Annotated in this window: 20 protein-coding genes; 10 read left to right on the forward strand and 10 right to left on the reverse strand. The window is 73.9% G+C overall.

Features of this window, described 5'->3' with window-relative positions:
* Positions 1-101 precede the first annotated feature (101 nt).
* Positions 102-3,284, reverse strand: coding sequence for an isoleucine--tRNA ligase (ileS, locus tag KBZ10_RS15750; protein WP_210988268.1), 3,183 nt, complete (start codon positions 3,282-3,284; stop codon positions 102-104).
* Positions 3,285-3,906: 622 nt separating this feature from the next.
* Between ileS and KBZ10_RS15755 the strand changes: the two genes are divergently transcribed.
* The 3 genes from KBZ10_RS15755 to KBZ10_RS15765 all read left to right on the forward strand — a co-directional run bounded on the left by KBZ10_RS15755 (position 3,907) and on the right by KBZ10_RS15765 (position 6,374).
* A complete protein-coding gene (locus tag KBZ10_RS15755; protein WP_307847469.1) occupies positions 3,907-4,563 on the forward strand; it encodes a TraR/DksA C4-type zinc finger protein in 657 nt (218 codons plus the stop codon).
* Positions 4,564-4,739: 176 nt separating this feature from the next.
* Positions 4,740-5,357 carry a signal peptidase II gene (gene lspA, locus KBZ10_RS15760; RefSeq protein WP_210988270.1) on the forward strand — a complete coding sequence of 206 codons (618 nt, stop codon included), beginning with the start codon at positions 4,740-4,742 and terminating at the stop codon, positions 5,355-5,357.
* 75 nt (positions 5,358-5,432) lie between these two features.
* Positions 5,433-6,374: an RluA family pseudouridine synthase gene (locus tag KBZ10_RS15765; protein ID WP_210988271.1), complete on the forward strand. Its 942-nt coding sequence runs from the start codon at positions 5,433-5,435 to the stop codon at positions 6,372-6,374.
* Between the two features lie 66 nt (positions 6,375-6,440).
* Here the strand turns inward: KBZ10_RS15765 and KBZ10_RS15770 are convergent, their stop codons facing one another.
* Positions 6,441-7,700 (reverse strand): mechanosensitive ion channel domain-containing protein, encoded by a 1,260-nt coding sequence (locus KBZ10_RS15770; RefSeq protein WP_210988351.1) that lies wholly within the window; start codon positions 7,698-7,700, stop codon positions 6,441-6,443.
* A 174-nt stretch (positions 7,701-7,874) separates the two neighbouring features.
* On the opposite strand from KBZ10_RS15770, the gene KBZ10_RS15775 reads away from it, so the two are divergent.
* Entirely contained in the window at positions 7,875-8,162 is a 288-nt protein-coding gene (locus KBZ10_RS15775) for a hypothetical protein (RefSeq protein WP_210988272.1), read from the forward strand.
* A 7-nt stretch (positions 8,163-8,169) separates the two neighbouring features.
* Here KBZ10_RS15775 and KBZ10_RS15780 read toward each other — a convergent pair whose 3' ends face one another.
* The 4 genes from KBZ10_RS15780 to KBZ10_RS15795 form a co-directional block, all read right to left on the reverse strand.
* The gene (locus KBZ10_RS15780; protein ID WP_210988273.1) at positions 8,170-9,918 is read right to left on the reverse strand and encodes a serine/threonine-protein kinase; all 1,749 of its coding nucleotides are present in this window, start codon (positions 9,916-9,918) and stop codon (positions 8,170-8,172) included.
* Between the two features lie 288 nt (positions 9,919-10,206).
* The gene (locus KBZ10_RS15785; protein WP_307847471.1) at positions 10,207-11,874 is read right to left on the reverse strand and encodes an alkaline phosphatase D family protein; all 1,668 of its coding nucleotides are present in this window, start codon (positions 11,872-11,874) and stop codon (positions 10,207-10,209) included.
* A gap of 82 nt (positions 11,875-11,956) precedes the next feature.
* Positions 11,957-12,799 (reverse strand): DsbA family protein, encoded by an 843-nt coding sequence (locus tag KBZ10_RS15790; protein WP_210988274.1) that lies wholly within the window; start codon positions 12,797-12,799, stop codon positions 11,957-11,959.
* Positions 12,800-12,874: 75 nt separating this feature from the next.
* The gene (locus KBZ10_RS15795; protein WP_210988275.1) at positions 12,875-13,558 is read right to left on the reverse strand and encodes a hypothetical protein; all 684 of its coding nucleotides are present in this window, start codon (positions 13,556-13,558) and stop codon (positions 12,875-12,877) included.
* Between the two features lie 411 nt (positions 13,559-13,969).
* Between KBZ10_RS15795 and dnaE the strand changes: the two genes are divergently transcribed.
* Positions 13,970-17,512, forward strand: coding sequence for a DNA polymerase III subunit alpha (gene dnaE, locus KBZ10_RS15800; RefSeq protein WP_210988276.1), 3,543 nt, complete (start codon positions 13,970-13,972; stop codon positions 17,510-17,512).
* A gap of 88 nt (positions 17,513-17,600) precedes the next feature.
* On the opposite strand, the gene KBZ10_RS15805 is transcribed toward dnaE, so the two are convergent.
* Positions 17,601-17,774, reverse strand: a complete 174-nt coding sequence (locus tag KBZ10_RS15805) for a hypothetical protein (RefSeq protein WP_210988277.1) — start codon at positions 17,772-17,774, stop codon at positions 17,601-17,603.
* A 260-nt stretch (positions 17,775-18,034) separates the two neighbouring features.
* On the opposite strand from KBZ10_RS15805, the gene KBZ10_RS15810 reads away from it, so the two are divergent.
* The 5 genes from KBZ10_RS15810 to KBZ10_RS15830 all read left to right on the forward strand — a co-directional run bounded on the left by KBZ10_RS15810 (position 18,035) and on the right by KBZ10_RS15830 (position 22,462).
* Complete coding sequence (locus KBZ10_RS15810) at positions 18,035-19,378, forward strand: NYN domain-containing protein (protein WP_210988278.1); 1,344 nt, start codon at positions 18,035-18,037, stop codon at positions 19,376-19,378.
* Between the two features lie 58 nt (positions 19,379-19,436).
* Positions 19,437-20,471, forward strand: coding sequence for an ABC transporter ATP-binding protein (locus tag KBZ10_RS15815; protein WP_210988279.1), 1,035 nt, complete (start codon positions 19,437-19,439; stop codon positions 20,469-20,471).
* 49 nt (positions 20,472-20,520) lie between these two features.
* Positions 20,521-21,351: an ABC transporter permease gene (locus tag KBZ10_RS15820; RefSeq protein ID WP_210988280.1), complete on the forward strand. Its 831-nt coding sequence runs from the start codon at positions 20,521-20,523 to the stop codon at positions 21,349-21,351.
* Between the two features lie 59 nt (positions 21,352-21,410).
* Positions 21,411-22,010 (forward strand): hypothetical protein, encoded by a 600-nt coding sequence (locus tag KBZ10_RS15825; protein ID WP_210988281.1) that lies wholly within the window; start codon positions 21,411-21,413, stop codon positions 22,008-22,010.
* 128 nt (positions 22,011-22,138) lie between these two features.
* Positions 22,139-22,462: a DUF6191 domain-containing protein gene (locus KBZ10_RS15830; RefSeq protein WP_210988282.1), complete on the forward strand. Its 324-nt coding sequence runs from the start codon at positions 22,139-22,141 to the stop codon at positions 22,460-22,462.
* On the opposite strand, the gene ybaK is transcribed toward KBZ10_RS15830, so the two are convergent.
* Genes ybaK through KBZ10_RS15845 form a run of 3 tightly spaced genes read right to left on the reverse strand, consistent with a single transcriptional unit; the run spans position 22,459 to position 24,971 of the window.
* Positions 22,459-22,983, reverse strand: a complete 525-nt coding sequence (gene ybaK, locus KBZ10_RS15835) for a Cys-tRNA(Pro) deacylase (protein WP_210988283.1) — start codon at positions 22,981-22,983, stop codon at positions 22,459-22,461. The genes KBZ10_RS15830 and ybaK overlap by 4 nt on opposite strands.
* Before the next feature lie 39 nt (positions 22,984-23,022).
* The gene (locus KBZ10_RS15840) at positions 23,023-23,760 is read right to left on the reverse strand and encodes an LON peptidase substrate-binding domain-containing protein (RefSeq protein ID WP_210988284.1); all 738 of its coding nucleotides are present in this window, start codon (positions 23,758-23,760) and stop codon (positions 23,023-23,025) included.
* An 11-nt stretch (positions 23,761-23,771) separates the two neighbouring features.
* Entirely contained in the window at positions 23,772-24,971 is a 1,200-nt protein-coding gene (locus KBZ10_RS15845) for a hypothetical protein (protein ID WP_210988285.1), read from the reverse strand.
* Positions 24,972-25,063: the final 92 nt, after the last annotated feature.

Below are 25,063 nucleotides of genomic sequence, written 5' to 3' on the forward strand. Positions count from 1 at the left end.
CGTCCGCGGCCGCAGCGGGCGCGGGAAGGCCGGCGGAGCCGCGGGGCCCCCGTGCGGCCACAGCTGTCGCTGCCGCCGCACGGGGGCCTGACGGGGACGGCTCAGACCTCCGTCTTGCGGAGCCGGAAGGTCAGCGCCAGGCCCTCGTCGGTGAAGGGCTCGCCGTACGCCTCCTCCGGTCCCGGGGCCGCCCCGGGGCCGGCGAAGTCGGCCGCCAGCACCTCGTCGGCGATGAGGGCGGCGTGCTCGCTGAGCGCCGCCCGGGTCTCCGGCTCCGGGGACTCCCAGCGCAGGGCGATCCGGTCCGCCACGTCCAGGCCGCTGTTCTTGCGGGCCTCCTGGATCAGCCGGATCGCGTCCCGCGCCAGGCCCGCACGGCGCAGCTCCGGGGTGATCTCCAGGTCCAGGGCCACCGTGGCGCCCGCGTCGGAGGCGACCGACCAGCCCTCCCGCGGGGTCTCGGTGATGATGACCTCGTCCGGGGCGAGGGCGACCGGTTCGCCGTCGACCTCGACCGACGCGGTGCCCTCCCGCAGGGCGCGGGAGAGCGCGGCGGCGTCCGTCTGGGCGATCGCCTTGGCCACCGCCTGGACGCCCTTGCCGAAGCGCTTGCCCAGGGCCCGGAAGTTGGCCTTCGCCGTGGTGTCGACGAGGGAGCCGCCGACGGCCGAGAGGGAGTCCAGGGAGCTGACGTTGAGCTCCTCGGTGATCTGGGCCCGCAGCTCCGGCGAGAGGGTGCCGAAGCCCGCGGCGGCGACCAGCGCGCGCGACAGCGGCTGCCGGGTCTTGACCCCCGACTCGGCGCGGGTCGCCCGGCCCAGCTCCACCAGCCGCCGGACCAGCAGCATCTGCTCCGAGAGCTCCCGGTCGACGAGCGCGGTGTCCGGCTCCGGCCAGGTGGCGAGGTGCACCGAGTCGGGGGCGCCCGGGGTCACGGGGACGACCAGGTCCTGCCAGACCCGCTCGGTGATGAACGGCACGAGCGGGGCCATCAGGCGGGTCACGGTCTCGACGACCTCGTGGAGGGTGCGCAGCGCCGCGGCGTCGCCCTGCCAGAAACGGCGGCGGGAGCGGCGGACGTACCAGTTCGAGAGGTCGTCGACGAAGGCCGAGACCAGCTTCCCGGCGCGCTGGGTGTCGTAGCCCTCCAGCGCCCCGGTGACCTCGGTGACCAGGGTGCCCAGCTCGCTCAGCAGCCAGCGGTCGAGGACCGGGCGGTCGGCCGGGGCCGGGTCCGACGCGCTCGGCGCCCAGCCCGAGGTGCGGGCGTAGAGGGCCTGGAAGGCGACGGTGTTCCAGTAGGTGAGGAGCGTCTTGCGGACGACCTCCTGGATGGTGCCGTGGCCCACGCGGCGCGCCGCCCAGGGTGAACCGCCGGCGGCCATGAACCAGCGCACGGCGTCGGCGCCGTGCCGGTCCATGAGCGGGATCGGCTGGAGGATGTTGCCCAGGTGCTTGGACATCTTGCGGCCGTCCTCGGCGAGGATGTGGCCCAGGCAGACCACGTTCTCGTACGAGGACTTGTCGAACACCAGGGTGCCGACGGCCATGAGCGTGTAGAACCAGCCGCGGGTCTGGTCGATGGCCTCCGAGATGAACTGCGCCGGGTAGCGCTTCTCGAAGATCTCCTTGTTCTTGTACGGGTAGCCCCACTGCGCGAAGGGCATCGAGCCGGAGTCGTACCAGGCGTCGATGACCTCCGGGACGCGGGTGGCCTCCAGGGAGCAGCCCTCGGCGGTGCAGGGGAAGACGACCTCGTCGATGTACGGGCGGTGCGGGTCCAGCCCGGACTGGTCGGTGCCGGTGAGCTCGGTGAGTTCGGCCAGCGAGCCGACGCAGGTGAGGTGGTTCTCCGCGCAGCGCCAGATCGGCAGCGGGGTGCCCCAGTAGCGGTTGCGGGAGAGCGCCCAGTCGATGTTGTTGTTCAGCCAGTCGCCGAAGCGGCCGTACTTGACCGACTCCGGGTACCAGTTGGTGCGGTCGTTCTCCCGCAGCAGGGCGTCCTTGACCTGGGTGGTGCGGATGTACCAGGAGGGCTGCGCGTAGTAGAGCAGCGCGGTGTGGCAGCGCCAGCAGTGCGGGTAGCTGTGCTCGTACGGCAGATGCCGGAAGAGGAGGCCGCGGCTGCCGAGGTCGGCGACCAGGTCCTCGTCGGCCTTCTTGAAGAACTGGCCGCCGACGAGCGGCAGTTCCTCCGTGAAGGTGCCGTCGGGGCGCACGGGGTTGACGACCGGCAGCCCGTAGGAGCGGCAGACCCTGAGGTCGTCCTCACCGAAGGCGGGGGACTGGTGGACCAGTCCTGTGCCGTCCTCGGTGGTGACGTACTCGGCGTTGACGACGAAGTGCGGGGCCGGCTCGCCCTCGGCCGGTGCGGGGAACTCCAGCAGGGCGAACGGGCGCTCGTAGGTCCAGTGCTCCATCTCGGCGCCGGTGAAGGACTGCCCGGTGGCCTCCCAGCCCTCGCCCAGCGCCTTCTCCAGCAGCGGTTCGGCGACGACGAGCTGCTCGGTGCCGTCCGTGGCGACGACGTAGCGCACGCCCGGGTGGGCGGCGACGGCCGTGTTGGACACCAGGGTCCACGGGGTCGTCGTCCAGACCAGCAGGGCGGCCTGACCGGCGAGCGGGCCGGAGGTCAGCGGGAAGCGGACGTAGACGGAGGGGTCGACGACGGTCTCGTACCCCTGGGCGAGTTCGTGGTCGGACAGGCCGGTGCCGCAGCGCGGGCACCAGGGGGCGACGCGGTGGTCCTGCACCAGCAGGCCCTTGGCGAAGATCTCCTTCAGGGACCACCAGACGCTCTGGACGTACTCCGGGTCCATGGTGCGGTAGGCGTCGTCGAGATCGACCCAGTAGCCCATACGCGTGGTGAGTTCGGCGAAGGCGTCGGTGTGGCGGGTCACCGACTCGCGGCACTTGGCGTTGAACTCGGCGATGCCGTACGCCTCGATGTCCTTCTTGCCGTTGAAACCGAGCTCCTTCTCGACCGCCAGCTCCACCGGCAGGCCGTGGCAGTCCCAGCCGGCCTTGCGGGCCACGTGGTAGCCGCGCATGGTGCGGAAGCGGGGGAAGACGTCCTTGAAGACCCGGGCCTCGATGTGGTGGGCGCCGGGCATGCCGTTCGCGGTCGGCGGGCCTTCGTAGAAGACCCACTCGGGCCGTCCCTCGGACTGCTCCAGGGAGCGGGCGAAGACCTTGTTCTCGCGCCAGAACTCGAGCACGGCGTGCTCCAGCGCGGGCAGGTCGACCTGGGCGGGGACCTGGCGGTACTGCGGCTGTGGACTCATCGGGGTCTGCCTCCGGCGGACACATGCGGGTGGTGGTGCTGTCCGTCGGAGGGACGAGAGCCTGTCGCTCCCGCGGTACCACCCTCCTTGACCGGGGAGTCGCCGGCCGGCGCTCCTCGGCCCCCTCATTCGGTGCGCTGCCGGTTCTACTCGCCCCCGCCGCGCGGGGGCTTTCCTCCGGCGGCTCCGGGGTGATCTTCGCACCGCGCACACCCCCGGGCTCGCACCGTCCCCGGGTCGCTCATGGCTGCGTACGGAACTACTCGTCCCCATCCACGCCTCACGCTGCGCCCAGTGTACGGGGCCGGGTGGGCGGCGGCCGACCGCATGACGGCCGCGGAGCCGGCCCGCGGCCGTCCACCCGGATGGCCATACGCGGGGGGCCGGGTTTCGGGGCCCCCGACCGCAGGTGGCCCGCGACCCGGCCGCACCGGATTACCCGTTGGGGAGCGGGGCACAACGGATGCAGGCTCGCTCCCGGCCGGCACCGGCGGAGGCGCGGGCCGGGGCGGTGGGAGATCCGGACGGTCGGCGTGCCCCGTTGCCGCGACCCCGGAGTCGACTTATCGTCCGAGCACGATTAACGACAAGATCACAATATGGTGAGGGGGCCGCTGTGGTGGTGGCGAAGAAGCCCGTCGTCCAGACGGCGGAGCCGGCCGGTACGGCGGCCCCGGACAACCGCGCCGGTGCAGCCGGCGCGGCGGCCGTGGTGAGCGGGGCGGCCGCCGCGGAGACGGCCGTACGGCGGCCGGCCGCGAACAGGACGGCCGCCCCGGAGCGGACCGCGAAGGCGGCACCGGTCGCCGGGAAGCCCGCAGAGAAGACGGGAGCCAAGACGGTGGTTGCGAAGAAGACCCCGGCCGGCACGGCCGCGGCCGTGCCCGGGGACCTGGCGGTCCGGCCCGGTGAGGACCCCTGGACCCCCGAAGAGGTCGACGAGGCGCGGAACGAGCTGAACAGCGAGGCCGAACGGCTGCGCACCGAGATCGTCTCCTCCCAGGAGGCGATCGCGGGGCTGATGCGGGACTCCGGTGACGGTGCCGGTGACGACCAGGCGGACACCGGCACCAAGAACATCACCCGTGAGCACGAGCTGGCGCTCAACGCCAACGCCCGGGAGATGCTCGACCAGACCGAACGGGCGCTGGAGCGGCTGGACGCGGGCACCTACGGCCGCTGCGAGTCCTGCGGCAACCCCATCGGCAAGGCCCGGATGCAGGCCTTCCCGCGGGCCACGCTCTGTGTGGAGTGCAAGCAGCGGCAGGAACGGCGCTAGAGGACCGGTCCGCCCCTCCGCCCCTCCCGGGGCCCGGGTCCGGCCGGAGGGGCGGACCGGTCCGGGCCGGCCGCCGGCGGGTGTCCCCCGGCACGGGCCGGTGCCGCCGGACCGTGCCGTACCCTCGTCCTCAGCCGGGTGGGGCCCGGTGGCGGACCAGAGGTTGAGGGACTCACGTGGCAGAGGCGGAGCGGATCATCGACACCCCGGATTCCGAGGGGGAGCGCCCGGAGGCCGGGCCGGCCGGCGAGCACGGGGCGGCCGCCGGGCCCGGGGCGGAGGCCGGCGGGACCGCCCCGCGGGGCCGTGGCAGGCGGCGGATCGCCGTGCTGCTCGCCGTGGCCGCGATCGCCTACCTCCTCGATCTCGGCACGAAGATGCTCGTGGTGGCGAAACTGGAGCACCACCAGGCGATTCCGGTGTTCGGTGAGTGGCTGCGGTTCGAGGCGGTGCGCAACCCGGGTGCCGCCTTCGGTATCGGGGAGGCGCTGACCGTGGTGTTCACGGTCATCGCGGCCGCGGTGATCGTGGTCATCGCCCGGATCGCGCGGAAGCTGTACAGCCTGCCCTGGGCGATCGCGCTGGGGCTGCTGCTCGGCGGCGCCCTCGGCAACCTCACCGACCGGCTCTTCCGGAGTCCCGGTTTCCTCCGGGGCGAGGTCGTGGACTTCATCGCCCCCAAGGGCTTCGCGGTGTTCAATCTCGCGGACACGGCGATCGTGTGCGGCGGCGTCCTCATCGTGCTGCTGTCCTTCCGCGGGCTGGACCCGGACGGCACCGTCCACAAGGACTGACGGGGCACCGGGCCGCTCCGGGTGCGGGGGCGGCGACCGGGACGGCCGGCGTTCCGCGTCCGGCATACTCGACGGGTGAGCACCCTTCCCGAAATCCGCACGCTGCCCGTACCCGACGGCCTCGAAGGGGAACGCGTCGACGCCGCGATAGCCCGTATGTTCGGCTTCTCCCGCACGAAAGCGGCCGAGCTCGCCGCCGGCGGGAAGGTACTGGTCGACGGAAACCCCGCCGGGAAGTCCGACCGGGTCACCGGTGGTGCCTGGCTGGAGGTGGAACTGCCGCGGGCCGCACCGCCGGTGGAGATCGTCGCGGAGCCCGTCGAGGGCATGGAGATCGTCCACGACGACGACGACATCGTGGTGATCGACAAGCCCGTCGGGGTGGCCGCGCACCCCAGCCCCGGCTGGACCGGCACCACCGTGATCGGCGGGCTGGCCGCCGCGGGCTTCCGGATCTCCACCTCCGGCGCCGCGGAGCGCCAGGGCATCGTGCACCGCCTGGACGTGGGCACCTCCGGGCTGATGGTGGTGGCCAAGTCGGAGCGCGCGTACAGCCTGCTGAAGCAGCAGTTCCGGGAGCGCACGGTCGACAAGCGCTACCACACGCTCGTCCAGGGGCACCCCGACCCGCTCAGCGGCACCATCGACGCCCCCATCGGCCGGCACCCGGTGCACGACTACAAGTGGGCCGTGACCGCCGAGGGCAAGCCGAGCGTCACGCACTACGACCTCATCGAGGCATTCCGCGCCGCCAGCCTCCTCGACGTCAAACTGGAGACCGGCCGCACCCACCAGATCCGGGTGCACATGGCCGCGCACCGCCACCCCTGCGTCGGCGACCTCACGTACGGTGCCGACCCGACCCTCGCCAAGCGGCTGAAGCTCGGCCGCCAGTGGCTGCACGCGATGCGGCTGGGCTTCGAGCACCCGGCGGACGGCCGGTGGGTGGAGTTCGAGAGCGCCTACCCGCACGATCTGCAGCGGGCGCTGGACATCGTGCGTTCCGAAAGCGCGTAGGCTCCGGCGGCTGCGCCCTTCCGCGGAGGCCCGTCCGCGGAAGGGCCTGCGCCCCGGGCCGGGGGTTCAGCGGCGGTGCAGCCGGGGGCCGCGGCCGAAGTGGTTCCGGCCGGCCGCCCCGCCGGGCTTCTCAGCCCTCTTCGTCCCCTCCGCTTCCCGCCCCGCGTTCGGCCGGCCGGGTTCCGCCGGTGCGGGCACCTCAGCGGCTCCGTGCTCCGGCGGTTCCGCCCGCTGGGCGGCCACGGTCCCGTCGACGCCGGTCGGCAGCCCGTCCCGCTCCCGGCCGCGCTGCGGCGGGAAGACCGCCGGGGCCGTGTTGATGCGCGGCAGGGCGTACGGATGCTCCTCGCGCAGCCACGTCAGCAGCTTCTCCCGGACCTCGACCCGGGCCGTCCAGAGCGTGTCGCCGTCCTTCGCCGTCACCAGCGCCCGTACCTCCATGGTGCTCGGGGTGGAGTCGGTGACGGTGAGGTTCCAGTTCCGCCCGTCCCAGGCGTCGATCGTCTGCACGATCTCGCCCAGCTTCTCCCGCATCAGCTGGACGGGCGCGGAATGGTCGACATGGAAGAAGACGGTGCCGGTCATCTGAGGGCTGTTGCGCGACCAGTTCTCGAACGGCTGGCTGGTGAAGTACGAGACGGGCATGGTGAACCGGCGCTCGTCCCAGGTCTTCACGGTCAGGAAGGTGAGGGTGATCTCCTCGACGGTGCCCCACTCGCCGTTGACCACGACCGTGTCGCCGATCCGCACCATGTCGCCGAAGGCGATCTGCAGACCGGCGAAGAGGTTGCCCAGCGTGGACTGGGCCGCGATGCCGGCCACGATGCCCACCAGGCCGGCCGAGGCCAGCAGCGAGGTGCCGACGGCGCGCATCGCGGGGAACGTCAGCAGCATCGCGGCACCGGCCACCACCGCGACGACCGCGGTCACCACCCGCTGGATGAGGGTGATCTGTGTGCGGACCCGGCGGACCCGGGCCCGTTCGTTGGTCGTGGCCGAGTAGCGGGCGAACGAGGCCTCGACGACGGCCGTGACCACCCGCAGCACCAGCCAGGCGGTGGCGCCGATCAGCACGAGCGTCAGCCCCCGGCCGATGGCCGCCGTGTGGTCCCGGGCGAGATGCGCCTGGTCGTACGAACCGCGCAGCAACGCGGCGCCCAGCACCAGCTGCAACGGCACCAGGGCCTGGCTCAGCATGTCCCACAGCGGCGTCTCCGGGTGCCGGGCGTCGCTCCTGCGGAGCGCCAGGCGCACCACCCAGCCGACGGCGAGCGAGATGACCAGCGCTCCGCCGAACACGATCAGCGGGCGCAGCACAGCCTCCATCGGCACGTTCTCTCCTCCTCGGGGCGGGCTTCCGGCGGCCCCGGGGCCGCGGGCCTCCGACCGACCGTAACCGGCGCGATGAGAAGACTGCCAACCGCTCTCAGGGAAGTGACACGGGTGCCGCGTTCTCCGGCGGTTGTTCTTTTTCACCGTGCCTACGGTCTGCGACCGGCCGTGCACGCCGCGGCCGGCCGACTGCGGGCCGCCGGGTACGAGGTCCGCGTACCGGAACCGTACGACGGCCGCACCGCCGGCACGGTGGAGGAGGGCATGGCCCTGAAGGACGGGATCGGGGGCGACGAGCTGGTGAAACGCGCGGTCGCGGCCGCCGCGCCGCTGTCCGACCGCGGTGAGGTCCACCCGGGCTTCCCCCTCACCGGTTCCCGTTCCCGGAAGCCGGGGCCGCACGGCCGGCGGGCTGAGGGCGGCGGGCAGCCCACGGCGGTGGTGAGCGGGCGGTAGCCGCCGTTCAGGGCCTGGTGCAGCGGCCGCGGGAGCCGCCGTCCGGGGTGGGGAGACAGAGCAGTTCCCGGTCCTTCTCCTCGTGGCTGAGGTAGCGGCCCACACACTCGTTCTCGGTCGTCCGGCCGTGTTCCGCGCAGAAGGCGAGGGCCGCCTCGCCGCCGGTGAACGGGCCCGGAACGTAGATCACCCAGTAGCCGGGCCGCAGTGAGGCGAAGTCGCTGCTGTGCAGCAGCAGCGCCTCCGGGATCTCCTCGCGCAACTCCGCCAGCTGCCGTCGCGGGGCGGGCTCTCCGGGGACCACCGCCTCGGAGAACAGCTGGGCGATCCAGGTGCCGGGACGCGGGTCCGTCGCGGACGGCGGTGTCCGGGGCGGTGACGACGCCGATGTCCCCGGCGGCGACGCGGACGTCCCGCCGCTCCCGTTCGGCGGGGTGGCGGACGCCGGAGGGGAGGGCACGGCCGTGTCCGAGGGTGTGCCGGAGGTGGTGGCCGTGGACGCGCTCGGGGTGCGCGCGGGCGGAGGGGGCTTGCCGCCGCCGGCGGTGAGCGCCAGATAGACGCCGGTGGCCGCGAGTCCGGCGCCGGCCACCGCGGCGGCGGCCAGCCCCGCCACCGTACGGCGGCCGCGGCGGCCCGGGGCGGGCTGCGCGGATCCGGCCGCGGCCACCGTGGGCAGGGCGTCGGCCGGTCCGGCGGGGGGCCGGGTGCCGGGCAGCGTCGGGGACGGGGAGCCGGGCGGGGCCGGAGGCGGCGGGGGCGGGGGCGTGCCGCCGTCGCAGGCGGCGGCCAGCAGCCGGTCGAGCCGTGCCGCGTCCGGCCGGGCGTCGGGGTCGCGTACGAGCAGCTCGGCGAGGACGGGCGCCAGCGGGCCCGCGCGGCGCGGGGGCGGTACCGGCTCGTCGAGCACGGCGGCGAGGGTGGCGACGGCCGTGGCGCGCCGTACGGGGTTGACGCCCTCCACGGCGACGTACAGGAGCATGCCGAGCGACCAGAGGTCGGAGGCCGGGAGGTCGTCGCGGCCGCGGAGCCGCTCGGGGGCGATGTACTCGGGGGAGCCGATCACGTCCCCGGCGGCGGTGAGGGTCACGGAGCCCTGCAGGGCGGCGATGCCGAAGTCGGTGAGCACCGCGCCGCCGCCCGGCCGCAGCAGGACGTTGGCCGGTTTGACGTCGCGGTGGTGGATGCCCGCGGCGTGCGCGGCGGACAGGGCGGAGAGCAGTTCGCGGCCGATCCGGGCGGCCTCCGCGGGCGGCAGCGGGCCGGCGGCGTCGAGCCGGTCCTGGAGCGTGCCGCCGGGCAGGAGTTCCATGACGAGCCACGGATACGGGCCCTCGTCGTCCACGACATGGTGGATCGTCACCACATGGGGATGGCTGAGCCGGGCCAGCGCCCGTGCCTCCCGCCACACCCGTTCCCGGAGCACGAGTTCGGCCTCGGGCCCCGCGCCGGCCGCCGCCGGATCCGGGGGCCGCACCTCCTTGAGGGCGACCTCCCGCCGCAGAGCCCGGTCGCGCGCCCGCCACACCGCGCCCATACCGCCGCTGCCGAGCCGTTCCAGCAGCTCGAACCGGCCGCCGATGATGTCTCCGGACTCGCTCAACTCGCCGTCCCCCAGCCGCCGTACCGCTGCCGTCCATGCCAGGTGCAGCAGCAGGGTATCCAGCCCGTCGCGTTCCCGGGGCCGCGCCGCCCGGAGGGAGAGCGGGCCCGGGAGGGGCGGGGGGTCGCGGCCGGCCGCCGGTGTGCGGGGCATCCGGGGCCCGTACGGCACCGCCCCGTGCCGGGCCCCGGCCGCCACCGGCCCGCCGCCACCGGCCCGCCGCCCCCGGCCCCGCGCCACCCGCCCGCCGCCCCCCGCCCCCCGCCACCGGCCCGCCGCCACCGGCCCGCCGCCACCGGCCCGCCGCCACCGGCCCGCCGCCACCGGCCCGCCGCCACCGGCCCGCCGCGGCCGGGACCGCGGCGGGCGGGGCGGGTGACGCGGGCGGCGGCGACCGGCGGCAGACGCTCCGGCGGCGGGTGGCGGGTGGCGGGTGGCGGGTCAGCGGACCGGCTGGTCCACCCGCTCCAGCTTCTGCGCGCCGGAGCGGGTCCGGTAGGAGCGCAGCCATTCCGTGCCGGCGGCGCGGTCGGTCTTCTCGGTGATGGCGTAGTAGTCCATCTGCGCCCGCTCGGCGGTGACGTCCAGGACGCCGTAGCCGTGCGAGTCCATGTCGACCCACTTCACATGGCGGTTGGCGGCGCGGACGGCCGCCGTCGCCAGCAGGGAGGCGGTCTGCGGCGGCACGTTCAGGATGTCGTCGATGTTGTCCGAGGTCACCGAGGTCACCACGAACTCGGTGGCGGCGGTGGCGGAGAGGGGGTAGGTGGCGGCCTTGACGGGGACGTCGTTGGCCCAGGCGGTGTGGATGTCGCCGGTGAGGAAGACGGTGTTCTCGATGCCCGACTCCCGCAGGTGGGTGAGGAGTTCGCGGCGGTCGTCGGTGTAGCCGTCCCACTGGTCGACGTTGACGGCCAGGCCCTCGCGGGGCAGACCGAGCAGCTCCGCGAGGGGGCCCAGCAGATGCGCGGGGACGGAGCCGAAGGCCACCGGGGAGATCATCACGGAGGTGCCGACCAGCTTCCAGGAGGCGTCCGAGGAGGCCAGTCCGCTCTTCAGCCAGTCGAGCTGCTTGCGGCCGGTGATGGTGCGGTCCGGGTCGTCCACGTCGCCGTTGCCGATCGAGCTCTGCTGGGAGCGGAAGGAGCGCAGGTCCAGCAGGTGGAGGTCGGCGAGCCGGCCGAACCGCAGGCGGCGGTAGGTGGTGCCGGCGATCGAGGGGCGCACCGGCATCCACTCGAAGTACGCCTGCTTGGCGGCGGCCACGCGCCGCGCCCAGTCGCCCTCGGTGGCGGGGTCGTGGTTCTCGGCGCCGCCGGACCAGGCGTCGTTGGCCACCTCGTGGTCGTCCCAGATGGCGATGACCGGGTGGGTGGCGTGCAGGTTCCGCAGGTCCTCGTCGGTCTTGTAGTTGCCGTGGCGGGCGCGGTAGTCGGCGAGGGTGAGGATCTCGTGGGTGGGGACGTGGGAGCGGATCACGCCGTCCGCGCCGGGGAAGCCGCCGCTGCCGTACTCGTAGATGTAGTCGCCGAGGTGGAGCACCGCGTCGAGGTCGGTGCGGGCGGCGAGGTGGCGGTAGGCGGAGAACCAGCCGGCCTCCCAGTCGGCGCAGGAGACGACGCCGAAGCGGACGGCGGGGGTGGTGGCGTCGTGCGCGGCGGTGGTGCGGGTGCGGCCGGTGGGGGAGACCGTGCCGCCGGCGGTGAAGCGGTAGAAGTACTGCGTGGCCGGGCGCAGTCCGCGGACGTCCGCCTTGACGGTGTGATCGGTGGCGGCGGTGGCCGTCGCGGTGCCGCGGGCGACCACCGAGGCGAACGAGCGGTCCTCGGCGACCTCCCAGGCGACCCGGGTGTCGGGCCCCTTGCCGGAGCCGGGTACGGCGTCGGCGGTGGGGGTGACCCGGGTCCACAGCAGGACACCGTCGGGGAGCGGGTCGCCGGAGGCGACGCCGTGCAGGAACGCGGGGGCGTTCTCGGCCGCCGCGGCGCGCTGGGCGCCGCTGAGCGGGATCATCGCGACGCCGGCACCGGCGGCCGCGGCCTTGACGACCGTGCGGCGGGAGTGGCGTGCGGGGCGGGGGGCGGTCTCGGTCTCTATAAGGTCCGTCACGGGCGGACAGATTACTGCCGGGTACGGCGAACGGGCAGACGTACGACGTAAGTTCGCCTGCCCGTTGCCGTTCCGGCGGTGATTATTCCGCTGTGAGGGCCTTGTCGATGGCGGCCTTGAACTGATCCGGGGCCATCGGGGTGTTCTCGGTGCCCTCCACGACGAGCTTCTCGCCGTTCATCTTGAGGGTCGGGGTGCCCTGGATGTTGCTCTTGTCGAACTTCTTGGACATCTCCAGGGCCCACTTGTCGAAGGTGCCGTCCTTGACGTCCTTCTCGAACTCCGCGTTGCCCTTGAGCTCCTTGACCTCGTCGGCGACCTCCAGGAGGTAGGTGTCGTCGGCGAACTTGTCCTCGGACTCCTCCGGGTGGTTCTTCTGGGAGTACAGCGCGTGCTTGTAGTCCATGAACGCCTGCGGGCTGACGTCCAGGGCGGCGCCCAGGGCGCTCAGGGCGTTCTTCGAACCGGAGCCCTGGGCCATGTTGTCGATGAAGGTGGCCATGACGAACTCGGCCTTGTACTTGCCCTCCTCGACGTCCTGGATCAGGATCTCGCCGGCGCCCTGCTCGAAGGCGGCGCAGGCGGGGCAGCGCATGTCCTCGTAGACCTGGAGGGTCTTCTTCGCGTCCTTCTCGCCGATGATCACGTCGGTGCCCTTGGCGCCGGAGGTGTTGGCGGGCTTGACGAGCTTCTTGTCGGCGGCGGCGTCCTTCCACTCTTTCGAGCTCACCGTGCCGTTGCCGCCCCCGTCACCCAGCTGGGTGACGGCGAAGCCGATGCCGGCCGCGATCGCCAGGACGCCCACGATCGAGCCGCCGACGACGAGCTGGCGGCGGAGCTTGTCCTTCTTCGCCTGCCGCTCGCGCTCCTCGCGCAGCCGCTCGCGGGCGTTTCTCTTGGCTTCCTGGCTGTTGCGCTTGCTCATGGTGATTCCCTGCTCCGTGGTGTAAGGGGTCGCGGATCGCTGTGCCGGGACGGGGCCCGGCGGCTGTCGGGGCTGTCAGCGGACAGCCGCGACGGCGGGCGGTCCGCGCCGTACGACGGAGTACACCAGCATGGGGAGCCGGTCCGCCGCCACGGGGTGCCGCGGACCGTGCGGCGCGCGGCGCGGCACGGGACCCGCCGGGACGAGCGCGGCGACGGCGAGGAGCAGCGGCCGGAAGGCGAAGGCGGCCAGCGCCCGCAGCAGCCGGCCGAGGGCGGCCTCACCGCGCCACAGCCAGACCGCGGCGGCCAGGCCCACCGCGGTGTGCGCGGCGAGCAGCAGCCAGGGGGTGGCCGGGCCGCCGGGCACCGGCAGCGCGGCGGCGCCGTCCGGGGCGGCCATCCGCGCCAGCGGCGTCCCGAGGGGGCCGCCGCCGCAGAGCAGATCGACCCCCAGTGAGCGGAGCGGGCCGGCGACCGGGCCGCCGCTCTCGCCGTAACAGGCGTGCCGGCCGGTGGTGAAGACCGTGTCCGCGGCCAGCTCCAGGGGGACGAGCAGCGCCGCGATCGACCAGAAGCCGCGCTCGCGGCCGGCCAGCGCGTACGCGATCAGAAAGACGCCGGCGGCGACCGCCGCCACCGGGCCGGCGGGCAGCGGCGCCCCGGCCAGGGCCACGTGCGCGGCCGTGGACAGCGTGAGGCAGAGCGCCGTGAACAGCGCCGCCCGCAGCGTCCTCAGCTGTGCTCCCGATACGTCCATCGCCGGAAAGTGTGCCACGGCCCGGGCTAAGCGGGACCTAAACGACGGCTTCCGCCCGCCGTTCCGGAACCGGCCCGTCCGCCGTTCCGGAACCCGCCCGGCCGCTGTTCCGGAACCCGGCCGTCCGCCCCGGAAGCCGGCGGTCCCCGGCGGTCCGGAGCGGGCCGTCCCCGTCCGGTGCCGTCCGCCGGGGGACACGCCCGCGTGGCGCTTTCCCGTACCGTTCCCGCGGCTCCCGGCGCCCGCCCGGGCGGTCCCGGCGGGCAGCGGGAAACCCGTCCGGGGGAAGCCGGAAGAGGGCTCCCGGGTGCCCTCCGGCGTCCTTCCCCGGGCATAGACTTCGGTGCTGTCGCCGCACGCGTTTCCCGCGCGTCCCAGCCGTCACCGACCCGTGCCCGGAGGTCTTCCACCGTGACCAAGCCGCCCTTCACGCACCTGCACGTCCACACCCAGTACTCGCTGCTGGACGGTGCCGCGCGGCTCAAGGACATGTTCGCGGCCTGCCAGGACATGGGCATGTCGCACATCGCGATGACGGACCACGGCAACCTGCACGGGGCCTATGACTTCTACCAGCAGGCCACCAAGGCCGGGATCACGCCGATCATCGGCATCGAGGCCTATGTGGCCCCCGAGTCGCGGCGGAACAAGCGGCGCATCACCTGGGGCCAGCCGCACCAGAAGCGGGACGACGTCTCCGGTTCCGGCGGTTACACCCACAAGACGATCTGGGCGAGCAACAAGACGGGACTGCACAACCTCTTCCGGCTCTCCTCCGACGCCTACGCCGAGGGCTGGCTCACCAAGTGGCCCCGGATGGACAAGGAGGTCATCGCCGAGCACTCCGAGGGGCTGATCGCCTCCACCGGCTGCCCCTCCGGCGAAGTGCAGACCCGGATCCGGCTCGGCCACTTCGACGAGGCGCTCCAGGCCGCCGCCGACTACCAGCAGATCTTCGGCAAGGACCGCTACTTCCTGGAGCTGATGGACCACGGTCTGGAGCTGGAGAAGCGGGTCCGGGACGACCTCCTGCGGATCGGGAAGAAGCTGGGCATCCCGCCGCTCGTCACCAACGACTCGCACTACACGCACGCCGGCGAGGCCGACGCCCACGACGCGCTGCTGTGCATCCAGACCGGCAAGAACCTCTCCGACCCGGACCGTTTCCGGTTCGGCGGCTCCGGCTACTACCTCAAGTCGACCGAGGAGATGTACGCCATCGACTCCTCGGACGCCTGGCAGGAGGGGTGCGCCAACACCCTGCTGGTCGCCGAGCAGATCGACACCACCGGCTGGTTCGACAAGCGCGACCTGATGCCCCGCTTCGAGGTCCCCGAGGGGTACACCGAGGTGACCTGGTTCCGCGAGGAGGTCAAGCGGGGCATGGAGCGCCGCTACCCGGGCGGCGTCCCGGAGGACCGGCAGCGGCAGGCCGAGTACGAGATGGACGTCATCATCCAGATGGGGTTCCCCGGCTACTTCCTCGTCGTCGCCGACTTCATCATGTGGGCCAAGAACAACGGCATCGCCGTCGGCCCCGGCCGCGGTTCGGCGGCCGGCTCGATCGTCGCCTACGCCATGGGCATCACCGACCTCGACCCGATCGAACACGGTCTGATCTTCGAGCGGTTCCTCAACCCCGAGCGCGTCTCCATGCCCGATGTCGACATCGACTTCGACGAGCGCCGGCGCGGTGAGGTCATCCGGTACGTCACGGAGAAGTACGGCGCCGACAAGGTCTGCATGATCGGCACCTACGGCACCATCAAGGCCAAGAACGCCATCAAGGACTCCGCCCGCGTGCTCGGCTACCCGTACGCCATGGGCGACCGGCTCACCAAGGCCATGCCCGCCGACGTCCTCGGCAAGGGCATCCCGCTCTCCGGCATCACCGACCCCTCGCACCCCCGGTACAGCGAGGCCGGCGAGATCCGCGCGATGTACGAGAACGAGCCGGACGTCAAGAAGGTCATCGACACCGCCCGCGGTGTGGAGGGCCTGGTCCGGCAGATGGGCGTGCACGCGGCCGGCGTGATCATGTCCAGTGAGAAGATCACCGACCATGTCCCGGTCTGGGTCCGGCACACCGACCAGGTCACCATCACGCAGTGGGACTACCCCACCTGCGAGTCGCTCGGCCTGCTCAAGATGGACTTCCTGGGCCTGCGCAACCTCACGATCATGGACGACGCCGTCAAGCTCGTGAAGGCCAACAAGGGCATCGACATCACCCTGCTCGACCTCTCGCTGGACGACCCCAAGACCTTCGAACTGCTCCAGCGCGGCGACACCCTCGGCGTCTTCCAGTTCGACGGCGGGCCCATGCGCTCCCTGCTGCGCATGATGAAGCCGGACAACTTCGAGGACATCTCCGCCGTCTCGGCCCTCTACCGGCCCGGCCCGATGGGCATGAACAGCCACATCAACTACGCGCTGCGGAAGAACGGCCAGCAGGAGATCACCCCGATCCACCCGGAGCTGGAGGAACCTCTCAAGGAGGTCCTCGACATCACCTACGGCCTCATCGTGTACCAGGAGCAGGTGCAGAAGGCCGCCCAGGTGCTCGCCGGGTACTCGCTCGGCCAGGCCGACCTGCTGCGCCGCGCGATGGGCAAGAAGAAGAAGGAAGTCCTCGACGCGGAGTTCGTCAACTTCCAGAAGGGCGCCCGGGAGAAGGGCTACTCCGACGAGGCCATCCAGGCCGTCTGGGACGTGCTGGTGCCGTTCGCCGGCTACGCCTTCAACAAGGCGCACTCCTCCGCGTACGGCCTGGTGTCGTACTGGACCGCCTACCTCAAGGCCAACTACCCGGCCGAGTACATGGCGGCGCTGCTCACCTCGGTGCGCGACGACAAGGACAAGTCGGCGATCTACCTCAACGAGTGCCGCCGCATGGGCATCAAGGTGCTGCCGCCGGACGTCAATGAGTCGGACGCGAACTTCACCCCGCGGGGCGACAGCACGATCGTCTTCGGATTGACCGCCGTGCGGAACGTCGGGCAGAACGTCGTGGACTCGATCGTGCGCTGCCGCAAGTCCAAGGGGAAGTACAGCTCCTTCCCGGACTTCCTGGACAAGGTGGAGGCGGTCGTCTGCAACAAGCGGACCGTCGAGTCCCTGATCAAGGCAGGCGCCTTCGACGAGCTGGGCCACACCCGCAAGGGCCTGATGGCGCACTACGAGTCGATGATCGACAACGTGGTGCAGGTCAAGCGGAAGGAGGCCGAGGGGCAGTTCGACCTCTTCGGCGGCATGGGGGAGGACGAGGGCGACGACACCCCGGGCTTCGGCCTCGACGTGGAGTTCTCCGACATCGAGTGGGACAAGGCGTATCTCCTCGCCCAGGAGCGGGAGATGCTCGGTCTCTACGTCTCCGACCACCCGCTCTTCGGTATCGAGCACGTCCTCAGCGAGAAGGCCGACGCGGCGATCTCCGCGCTGACCGGCGGCGACTACCCCGACGGCTCGATCGTCACCATCGGCGGCATCATCTCCGGCCTCCAGCGCAAGATGACCAAGCAGGGCAACGCCTGGGCCATCGCCACCGTCGAGGACCTGGCGGGCTCCCTCGACTGCATGTTCTTCCCCGCCACCTACCAGCTGGTGTCCACCCAGCTCGTCGAGGACGCCGTGGTCTTCGTCAAGGGCCGCCTCGACAAGCGTGAGGACGTGCCCCGGCTGGTCGCGATGGAGCTGATGGTCCCCGACCTCTCGGAGGCCTCCGCCAACGCGCCCGTGACGATCACCATCCCGACGGTGCGGGTCACCCCGCCGCTGGTGGAGAAGCTCGGTGAGGTGCTCACCCACCACCGCGGCTCCACCGAGGTCCGGATCCGGCTCCAGGGCGCGCGCAAGACCACCGTGCTCCGGCTCGACCGGCACCGGGTCACCGCCGATCCCGCCCTGTTCGGGGATCTCAAGGTCCTGCTCGGACCGTCCTGCCTGGCCGGCTGAGACGCCCGGCCGGCATCCCCGCCGTACGGCACCGCGGGGGGCGCGCCCGGGAGACCGGGCGCGCCCCTTTGTGCGCCGTATGGCGCCGTCAGTTGTGCCCGAAGCGCCGCTGGTGCTTCTTCGAGACGCCCCGGGAGGGCTCCGGGGACTCGGTCCGTTGCCGCTCCTGCGCTTCCATGGACGCGCCCTTGGCCTGTTCCCCGCCGTTCCCGGCGGCGGAACGGGCCTGCTGCTTGCGGTCCCGGCTCTTGTTCTTCGCCATCGTGGTGCCTCCTCCGGGCGCTCCGGACCGGGGGTCCGGCAGGGGACGGGAGCGCCGTCGCCCTCACTGTGACACGCCCCGGCAAAGGCCGCATGCCGGGCAATTACCGCCGGTGACGGGCGAGATCACGGGATCGCGGCGCAGGCGCGCCACGCCGGTGATCCAGTTCGGCAGATAACCCCCGGGCGGTCGGGCAGACTCGGGGGGAACCCGAAAGAAAACCGTTCCGGGGGGCGGCGAATCAGGAAAGAGGGTGGACCGTGGAGCGCTGCGTCGTTCTGGTGGACGCCGGTTACCTGCTGGGGGCCGCCGCGAGTCTGCTCGCCGGAGAACCCGCCCGGTCCCGTATCAGCGTGGACCACGCCGCCCTCATCCAGGCCCTCCGGGAGCGCGCCGAGGCGGACACGGAGCGGCAGTTGCTCCGCATCTACTGGTTCGACGGCGCCCCCGACCGCGTACCCCAGCCCGAGCACCGGCGGTTGCGCGTCATGCCGCGGGTCACCGTCCGGCTCGGGGCGCTGACGCGGAGCGACGGCCGCTGGGCGCAGAAGGGCGTCGACGCGGCGATGCACGCCGAACTCACCGAACTCGCCCGCAACCGGGCCTGCTCCGACATCGTGCTCGTCACGGGCGACGGCGATCTGCTGCCCGGGCTGATGTCCGCCAAGGAGCACGGCGTCGCCGTCCACCTCTGGGCCGTGCAGGCCGCCGACGGCGACTACAACCAGTCGGAGGATCTGGTCGCGGAGGCCGACGAACGGCGGGTCCTGGACCGCAGCTGGATCACCCGCGCCGTCCGCGCCCGGGAGGCCGCCGCCGCGTGCCCGCCGCAGCCCGAGTCCCAGCCGGAGATCGCGGCGATTCTCTCCGCCCCGCTGCCCGAGTCCGACGGCGACCGGCCCCGCGAGAGCCGGGTGGCGGCCCCGCGCAACGGCTCTCCGGCCGCCATGGACGCCTCCGCCCCGGCCTCCGCCCCCGGCATCCCCGGCGCGGCCCCGGACGGCACGGAGGACGGAAGCCCCGGCGGGCGGAACGGACGGGCCGCCGATGGCACCGGTCCGGCAGACGGCTCCGCCGACGGTGCGCCCAGGGGCGTGCCGACACCCAAGGACCTGGCCGGTCTCGGCCGCGGGCCCGCCGCACCGGCCGGACCACCCCCGCCGGTTCCCGCCGCCACCCTGCGCTGGTCGTCCGACCGCGGCTGGATCGACCGCGGCGGCGGCCCCGCCAACCCCCCGGAGAGCGCGGCGCTGCCCACCCTCGCCCAGCTGACCAGTGCCGAGCAGCGCTGGGCCGACCGGGAGGAGGACATCACGGCCGTCAGCGGCGACCCCTTCGAGGTCGGCCAGGTCTTCGCCCGCCGCTGGAAGGACCGGCTGCCCTCCCCGGCCCCCCTGCGGCAGCTGACGGCCGAGTACCCGCGCATCCCGCACCGCATCGACGGCGAGCTGCTGCGGTACGCCGCCCGGTTCGGGCTGCTGGCGCACAAGGACGACCAGATCGACGAGCGCGACCGCTACGCGATCCGCGCCGGCTTCTGGCGCGAGGCCGGCGCCCCGGCCGCGTCCCCGGCCCCCGCCGAGCCCTCCCCGGCCGCGGACTGAGCGGCCGGGCGGCCCCCGCGAAACCGGCGGGCGGGCCGGGCGCGTACTCTCGTTCACCGTGAGCACGGGCACAGCACAGGCGGAACACGGCGCCGGCGGCGCGGCGGCGGCCGCCCCGGTCTGCCGCGTGCGGGGCCTGGTCAAGACCTATCCGGCCGCCCGCGCCCACCGCGGCGCCCCGGCCCATCCGGCCGTCCGGGCCAGCGACGGCATCGACCTGACGGTGCGGCGCGGTGAGATCTTCGGCCTGCTGGGGCCCAACGGCGCCGGCAAGTCCACCCTCGTCCGCCAGCTCACCGGGCTCATGCGCCCCGACGCGGGCGAGGTCCGGGTGCTCGGCCACGACCTCGTACGGCACCCCGAACGCGCCGCCCGGCTCATCGGCTACCTCGGCCAGGAGTCCACGGCCCTCGACGAGCTCACGGTCGCCCTGGCCGCCGAGACCACGGGGCGGCTGCGCGGACTCGGCCGGCGCACGGCCCGCGCCGAGCGGGACGCCGTCCTCGACGAACTCGGCCTGGCCGCCCTCGCCGGCAAGCCGCTGAGCCGGCTCTCGGGCGGCCAGCGGCGGCTCGCCTGCTTCGCCGCCGCGCTCGTCGGCGACCGCCCGCTGCTCGTCCTGGACGAGCCCACCACGGGCATGGACCCGGTGGCGCGGCGCGCCGTCTGGGCCGCCGTGGACCGGCGCCGCGCCGAGCGGGGAGCGACCGTCCTGCTGGTGACGCACAACGTCCTGGAGGCCGAGACGGTGCTCCACCGGGTCGCGGTGCTGGAACGCGGCCGGGTGATCGCCTGCGACACCCCGGCCGGGCTCAAGGCGCTGGTGGACGGCGAGGTGCGGCTGGAGCTGGTGTGGCGGGACCGGCCGCCGCTGAACGTTCCCGAGGTCGCCGCCGTACGGGAGGCCGCGACGGAGACCGGCCGGCGCTGGACGCTGCGGCTGTCGCAGGAGCGGGCCCGGGCGCTGGTCGCCGCCGTCACCGGCGGTCCGGCGTTCGCGGCGCTCGACGATTTCACGCTGGCCACCCCGAGCCTGGAGGATGTGTATCTCGCGCTCGGCGGAAACGGCACGGAAGGACTGGTGAAGGCGTGACCGGCGGTAGCGGTATCCGACGGGCCCCGGGGGACGGGAGCGGCAGGACGTGAGCGCCGTGTCCGCGCGGGCCGTGCCCGGCGCGGCCCCCACCGCGGCCGGGGCGTCCGCGCCCGGGGCGGAGCCCGCGCCGCTCGCCCCCCGGGCGCGGCTGCTGCCCGCCCTGGCGGCGGTCTACCGGGCGCAGCTCTCCCGGGCCCGGGTGGCCCGGATCCCGCTGCTGTTCGTGGCGACCTTCCAGTCGCTGGGGATCATGGTGCTGATGCGCGGCATCGTGCACAGCGGCGAGGAGGCGCGGGCCGTGGTGGCCGGGTCGAGCGTCCTGGTCGTCGCCTTCGTCGGACTGAACCTGCTCGCCCAGTACTTCGGGCGGCTGCGGGCCGGCGGCGGGCTGGACCACTACGCCACCCTGCCGGTGCCGCCCGCGGCCGTGGTCCTGGGGGCCGCCGGGGCGTACGCCTCCTTCACGGTGCCCGGGACGGTCTTCGTCGCGGTGGCGGGCAGTGCGATGTTCGGGCTCCCGATGGGTCAGCTCTGGATCCTCGCCGCGGTGATCCCGCTGGCCGGTGCCGCCCTGGCCGGTCTGGGCGCGGCGCTCGGGCTGCTGGCGCCCCGGCAGGAGATCGCCACGCTGCTGGGGCAGCTGGGCATGTCGGCGGCGCTGCTGCTGGGCGTCCTGCCCGCGTCGCGGCTGCCGGAGCCGGTCGTCTGGGCCCGGGACCTGCTGCCCTCCACCTATGGCGTGGAGGCCCTCGCCCGGGCGTTCGAGACCCGGCCCGACTGGGCCGCCCTGGGGCTCGATCTCGCCGTCTGCGCCGCGGTGGGCGTGGTGGCGCTGGCCGCGGCGACCCGGGCCTACCGGAGGGCGGCGCTGCGGTGAGCCGCCCCGACGGCCCTCCTGGGCGGGGAGACCGGCCGGGCACCTGGCACGATGGCGGGGTGACCGCACCGCTGACACCGCCGCCCCACGGCCGTTCCCCCGAAGATCCCGTGCCGCAGCCGCCCTTCGGCGCCCCGCCGTCCGCGGCGCTCGAGCCCGGGGAGCTGCGCAGGGCCGTCCTGGTGGGGCTGGCCGTCGCCGTCACCGGACTGCTGCTGGGGCTGGCCTGGGTGTGGCTGGCGCCGCGCGTGCCGCTGGTCTCCGACGGCAAGGCCGTCTATCTGGAGAACACCGAGGGGGAGCAGGCGGTGGGCGCGGACGGCGTCTTCGTGCTGCTGGGGCTGGCCCTCGGCGCGGTCTGGGCGCTGCTGGCGTTCCTGTTCTCCCGGCGCGGCGGCGTGCCGCTGGTGGTCTCCCTGGCGCTCGGCGGGCTGCTGGGCTCCGTGATCGCCTGGCGGCTCGGTGTGGCCCTCGGCCCGACCACGGACGTCGTCGCGCACGCCCGCGAGGTCGGCAAGGGCGTCACCTTCGAGGGGCCGCTGCAACTGCGGGCGAAGGGGGCGCTGCTGGCGTGGCCGACCGCCGCCATGCTCGTCCATCTCGCCCTGACCGGCCTGTTCGGGCCGCGCGACCCGGAGCCGCCGCTGCCGCCGCTGTGAGCGGGGGAGGGGCCGGTGCGGCCGGACGGTGCCCGGCCCGCCCGCCCGGAAGGCGCCGGGCGGACGGGTGCCCCGCAGTCTCGCCGGCCCCCTGCCGGAACCGCGTCCCGCTCCGCGACACTGGGCGCATGGACATCGCCGTCTTCCTGACCCTGCCCGGCCTGGTCATCCTGTTGATCGCCGTGGCCTTCACCGATCAGATGCTCCTCCGTGCCGGGCGCGCGGGACTGCTGCCGTGGCGGAACGGCTTCGAGCACGGCCGCGTGTCGGCCACCGGGTTCGAACAGCTCCACGCGGGTCTCTCGCCCGGTAAGGAGAACGAGCTCAGGGAGCGGCAGTCGGCCCTGCTGATGCGGGACGACGAGGAGGACGGGGCGCCCCCGAACCGGACCACGGTGGACCTGGAGGGCGGGACCGCGGTCGTCCGGATGCCGCGGGCGGACGGAGCCTAGTGCGGTGACCGGGCGATCGGGGCCACCGTGGCGCCGGTGAGCGCGGTGAGGTCGGCCGGGGCCAGCTCCACCTCCAGGCCGCGGCGGCCCGCCGACACGCAGATCGTGGTGTGCTCCGCCGCCGAGGCGTCGAGCACGGTGGGCAGCCGGCGCCGCTGGCCCAGCGGGGAGATGCCGCCGCGGACGTAGCCGGTGGCCCGCTCCGCCGCGGCCGGCTCGGCCATCGCCGCCCGCTTCCCGCCCCTGGCCGAGGCCAGGGCCTTGAGGTCCAGCGAGCCGGATACCGGGACGACGGCGACCGTCAGCGCCCCGTCCACCTCCGCGAGCAGCGTCTTGAACACCCGGGCCGGCTCCACGCCCAGCGCCTCGGCCGCCTCCGCGCCGTACGAGGCCGCGGCCGGGTCGTGCTCGTAGGAGTGCACGGTGAACGCCGTGCCCGCCTCGGCGAGGGCGACCGTGGCGGGTGTGCCGCCGGCCCCCGCCGCCGCTCCGCCGCCCCGCCGCTGCTTCTTCTTCGCCACCGTCTTCCCCGCCTCCGCGGCCCCGCTGTCTCCGCGTTCCTAGTTCTGGCTCATCGGCTGCCGGGTCAGGTCCACCGCGGGCAGCGAGGGGATGCTACGGATCACCGCGCTCTCCGCGCGAAGGAGTTTCAGCTCGGCCGCGAGCCGCGACACGGTGTCCGGCGCCTCCAGCAGCCGCTGCTTGGCCGGGGTGTCCAGCACGGCCGCCGCGGCGACCAGGTACGACAGGACGGACGGCTCTCCGGGCAGTTCCTGCTCGCCCGCCAGCGACCGCTCGCTCGCCCCGGCCAGCCGTCTCTGGTACGTGCGGAACGCGCGGACGACCCCGGAGGCCAGCGCGCCCGCGCCCTCGCCCTGCGACTCCGGGAGTTCCTCGCACTCGCCGGTCAGATACGGACCGGAGGCGTCGACGGAGTGCAGCCGCACCCGGGTGGTTCCGGTGGCCAGCACCTCGTAGCCGCCGTCCTCCTTCTCGCGGATGGTGGCCGCGTCGGCGACACAGCCCACGGAGTGGAAGGCGGTCAGCGGGTCGCCGCCGAAGCCCGCGCCGGCGCCGCGTTCGGGCAGCGCGGTGGCGTCCGGCAGCCCGGGAACGGAGGGCGCCGTCTCGTGACCGTCGCGGATGGCCACGACGACGAAGCGCCGCGCGTCCTCGTCGAGTTTCAGCAGGTCGCGCATGAGGGCCCGGTACCGCTGCTCGAACACGTCGAGCGGCAGGACGAGGCCCGGGAAGAGCACCGTGTTGAGCGGGAAGAGCGGAAGGCGCGCGATGGTCACAACGGGCAAGCCTACTGGCCGGGCGGCACGGCCCGGGGGCCGCGCCGCCACAGGGGCATGCCGGCGGCCACCTGGAGCCGGGTGCCGTCGCGCATCTCCAGGAACTGGCCCAGCGGGTCGTCGGAGACGGCGGACCACGGGAAGGCGGTGGCGTGCGGGCCGATGAGCCGGAACTGGTGGAGCGCGTCCTCCCAGCGGCCGCGGAGGATCAGCACCAGGGCGAGCACGTTGCGGACCTCGGCCGGCCAGGGGTCGCCGGGCGCGTACCGGGCGGACATGCCGATGGCGAGCTCGACCGCCGCGTCGATCCGGCCCGGGGAGGCGAGCCCCGCCGGATCCTCGGCCTCCGTGCCCGCGAGGCGGGTCCGGACGGCGGCCCTCGCCCGGGGCCCGGCCGCCGGGCCGGCGTGGGCGAGGAGGGCCCGGGCCGGGAGCGCCTGGAGCAGCGAGCCGGGGAGGGCCGCCTCGGCGGCCCGCTCGGCGAAGTAGAAGCAGGAGTCGTGGCGGCGTGCGCCGAGGAGGACGCCGCTCTCCTCGCGGTCCGGGTCGTCCGCGTCGGCGGCTGCCGCCGCGCTCCCCGTGCCTCCCGCGTCCTCCGCGCCGTGCCGCGGCCCGCCGTCCGCCGCGCCGGCGGAGTCGCACCGGGCGGTCAGATAGCGCAGCGCCGCCACATGGCAGCCGCTGTGGTGCGGGGAGCGCGCGACGGCCTCCGGCCAGAGGGTCTCGAAGGCGGCGTGCGGGAGGCCGAGTCCGCGCGCCTGGTCGAGGGCGATCCGCCAGGGCACCGGGTCGTGCGGCGCGGCCGCGGCGGCGGCGCGGATGAGCGGGGTCGCGGCGTGCAGCCACTCCTCGCGGTCCGCGCGCGGCCAGGCCCGGCGTACGGCGAGGGCGGCGCGGAGCAGGGCGAGGTCGGGGTCGCCCGGGGCCGCCTCGGCCTGCCAGCGGCCGAACCAGCCGGGACGGGATTGCGCGAAGCGGGCCAGAACGCCGGTGCAGCGGTCGCGGTACTCCCACTCGGCGCCCTCCCGGGTCGCGGCGAGCAGGGCGGCGGCGGGCCGGTGGTCGCCCGTCCCGGCGGCGGCCAGCACACCGGAGAGCCGCCCGTCGGGGGCGTCGAGCACCACCTCGTGGTCGGGAACGAGGCCGGCGGCGAGACGCGAGGTATGGCGGATCATGCGCGCAGTGGTCGTCAGCGCGCGGAAATAGACCATGCTCCCATTGAAAAGCGCAGGTAGGAGCGGTTCCAGTGGTTTGCGGTGACGCTTCGGTATCGGAATTCCGGTTGCTTCCGGGATGGTCAACA

It is taken from the genome of Streptomyces sp. F63 (genome assembly GCF_018070345.1).
In the GTDB taxonomy this organism is placed as follows: domain Bacteria; phylum Actinomycetota; class Actinomycetes; order Streptomycetales; family Streptomycetaceae; genus Streptomyces.

What these genes read in the sequence shown, in the direction of transcription:
- ileS (WP_210988268.1), bottom strand. Translation starts at nt 3,284, where the DNA reads ATGAGTCCACAGCCGCAGTACCGCCAGGTCCCCGCCCAGGTCGACCTG.
- KBZ10_RS15770 (WP_210988351.1), bottom strand. Translation starts at nt 7,700, where the DNA reads ATGGAGGCTGTGCTGCGCCCGCTGATCGTGTTCGGCGGAGCGCTGGTC.
- KBZ10_RS15780 (WP_210988273.1), bottom strand. Translation starts at nt 9,918, where the DNA reads ATGCCCCGCACACCGGCGGCCGGCCGCGACCCCCCGCCCCTCCCGGGC.
- KBZ10_RS15790 (WP_210988274.1), bottom strand. Translation starts at nt 12,799, where the DNA reads ATGAGCAAGCGCAACAGCCAGGAAGCCAAGAGAAACGCCCGCGAGCGG.
- KBZ10_RS15795 (WP_210988275.1), bottom strand. Translation starts at nt 13,558, where the DNA reads ATGGACGTATCGGGAGCACAGCTGAGGACGCTGCGGGCGGCGCTGTTC.
- KBZ10_RS15805 (WP_210988277.1), bottom strand. Translation starts at nt 17,774, where the DNA reads ATGGCGAAGAACAAGAGCCGGGACCGCAAGCAGCAGGCCCGTTCCGCC.
- KBZ10_RS15830 (WP_210988282.1), top strand. Translation starts at nt 22,139, where the DNA reads ATGGACATCGCCGTCTTCCTGACCCTGCCCGGCCTGGTCATCCTGTTG.
- KBZ10_RS15845 (WP_210988285.1), bottom strand. Translation starts at nt 24,971, where the DNA reads ATGGTCTATTTCCGCGCGCTGACGACCACTGCGCGCATGATCCGCCAT.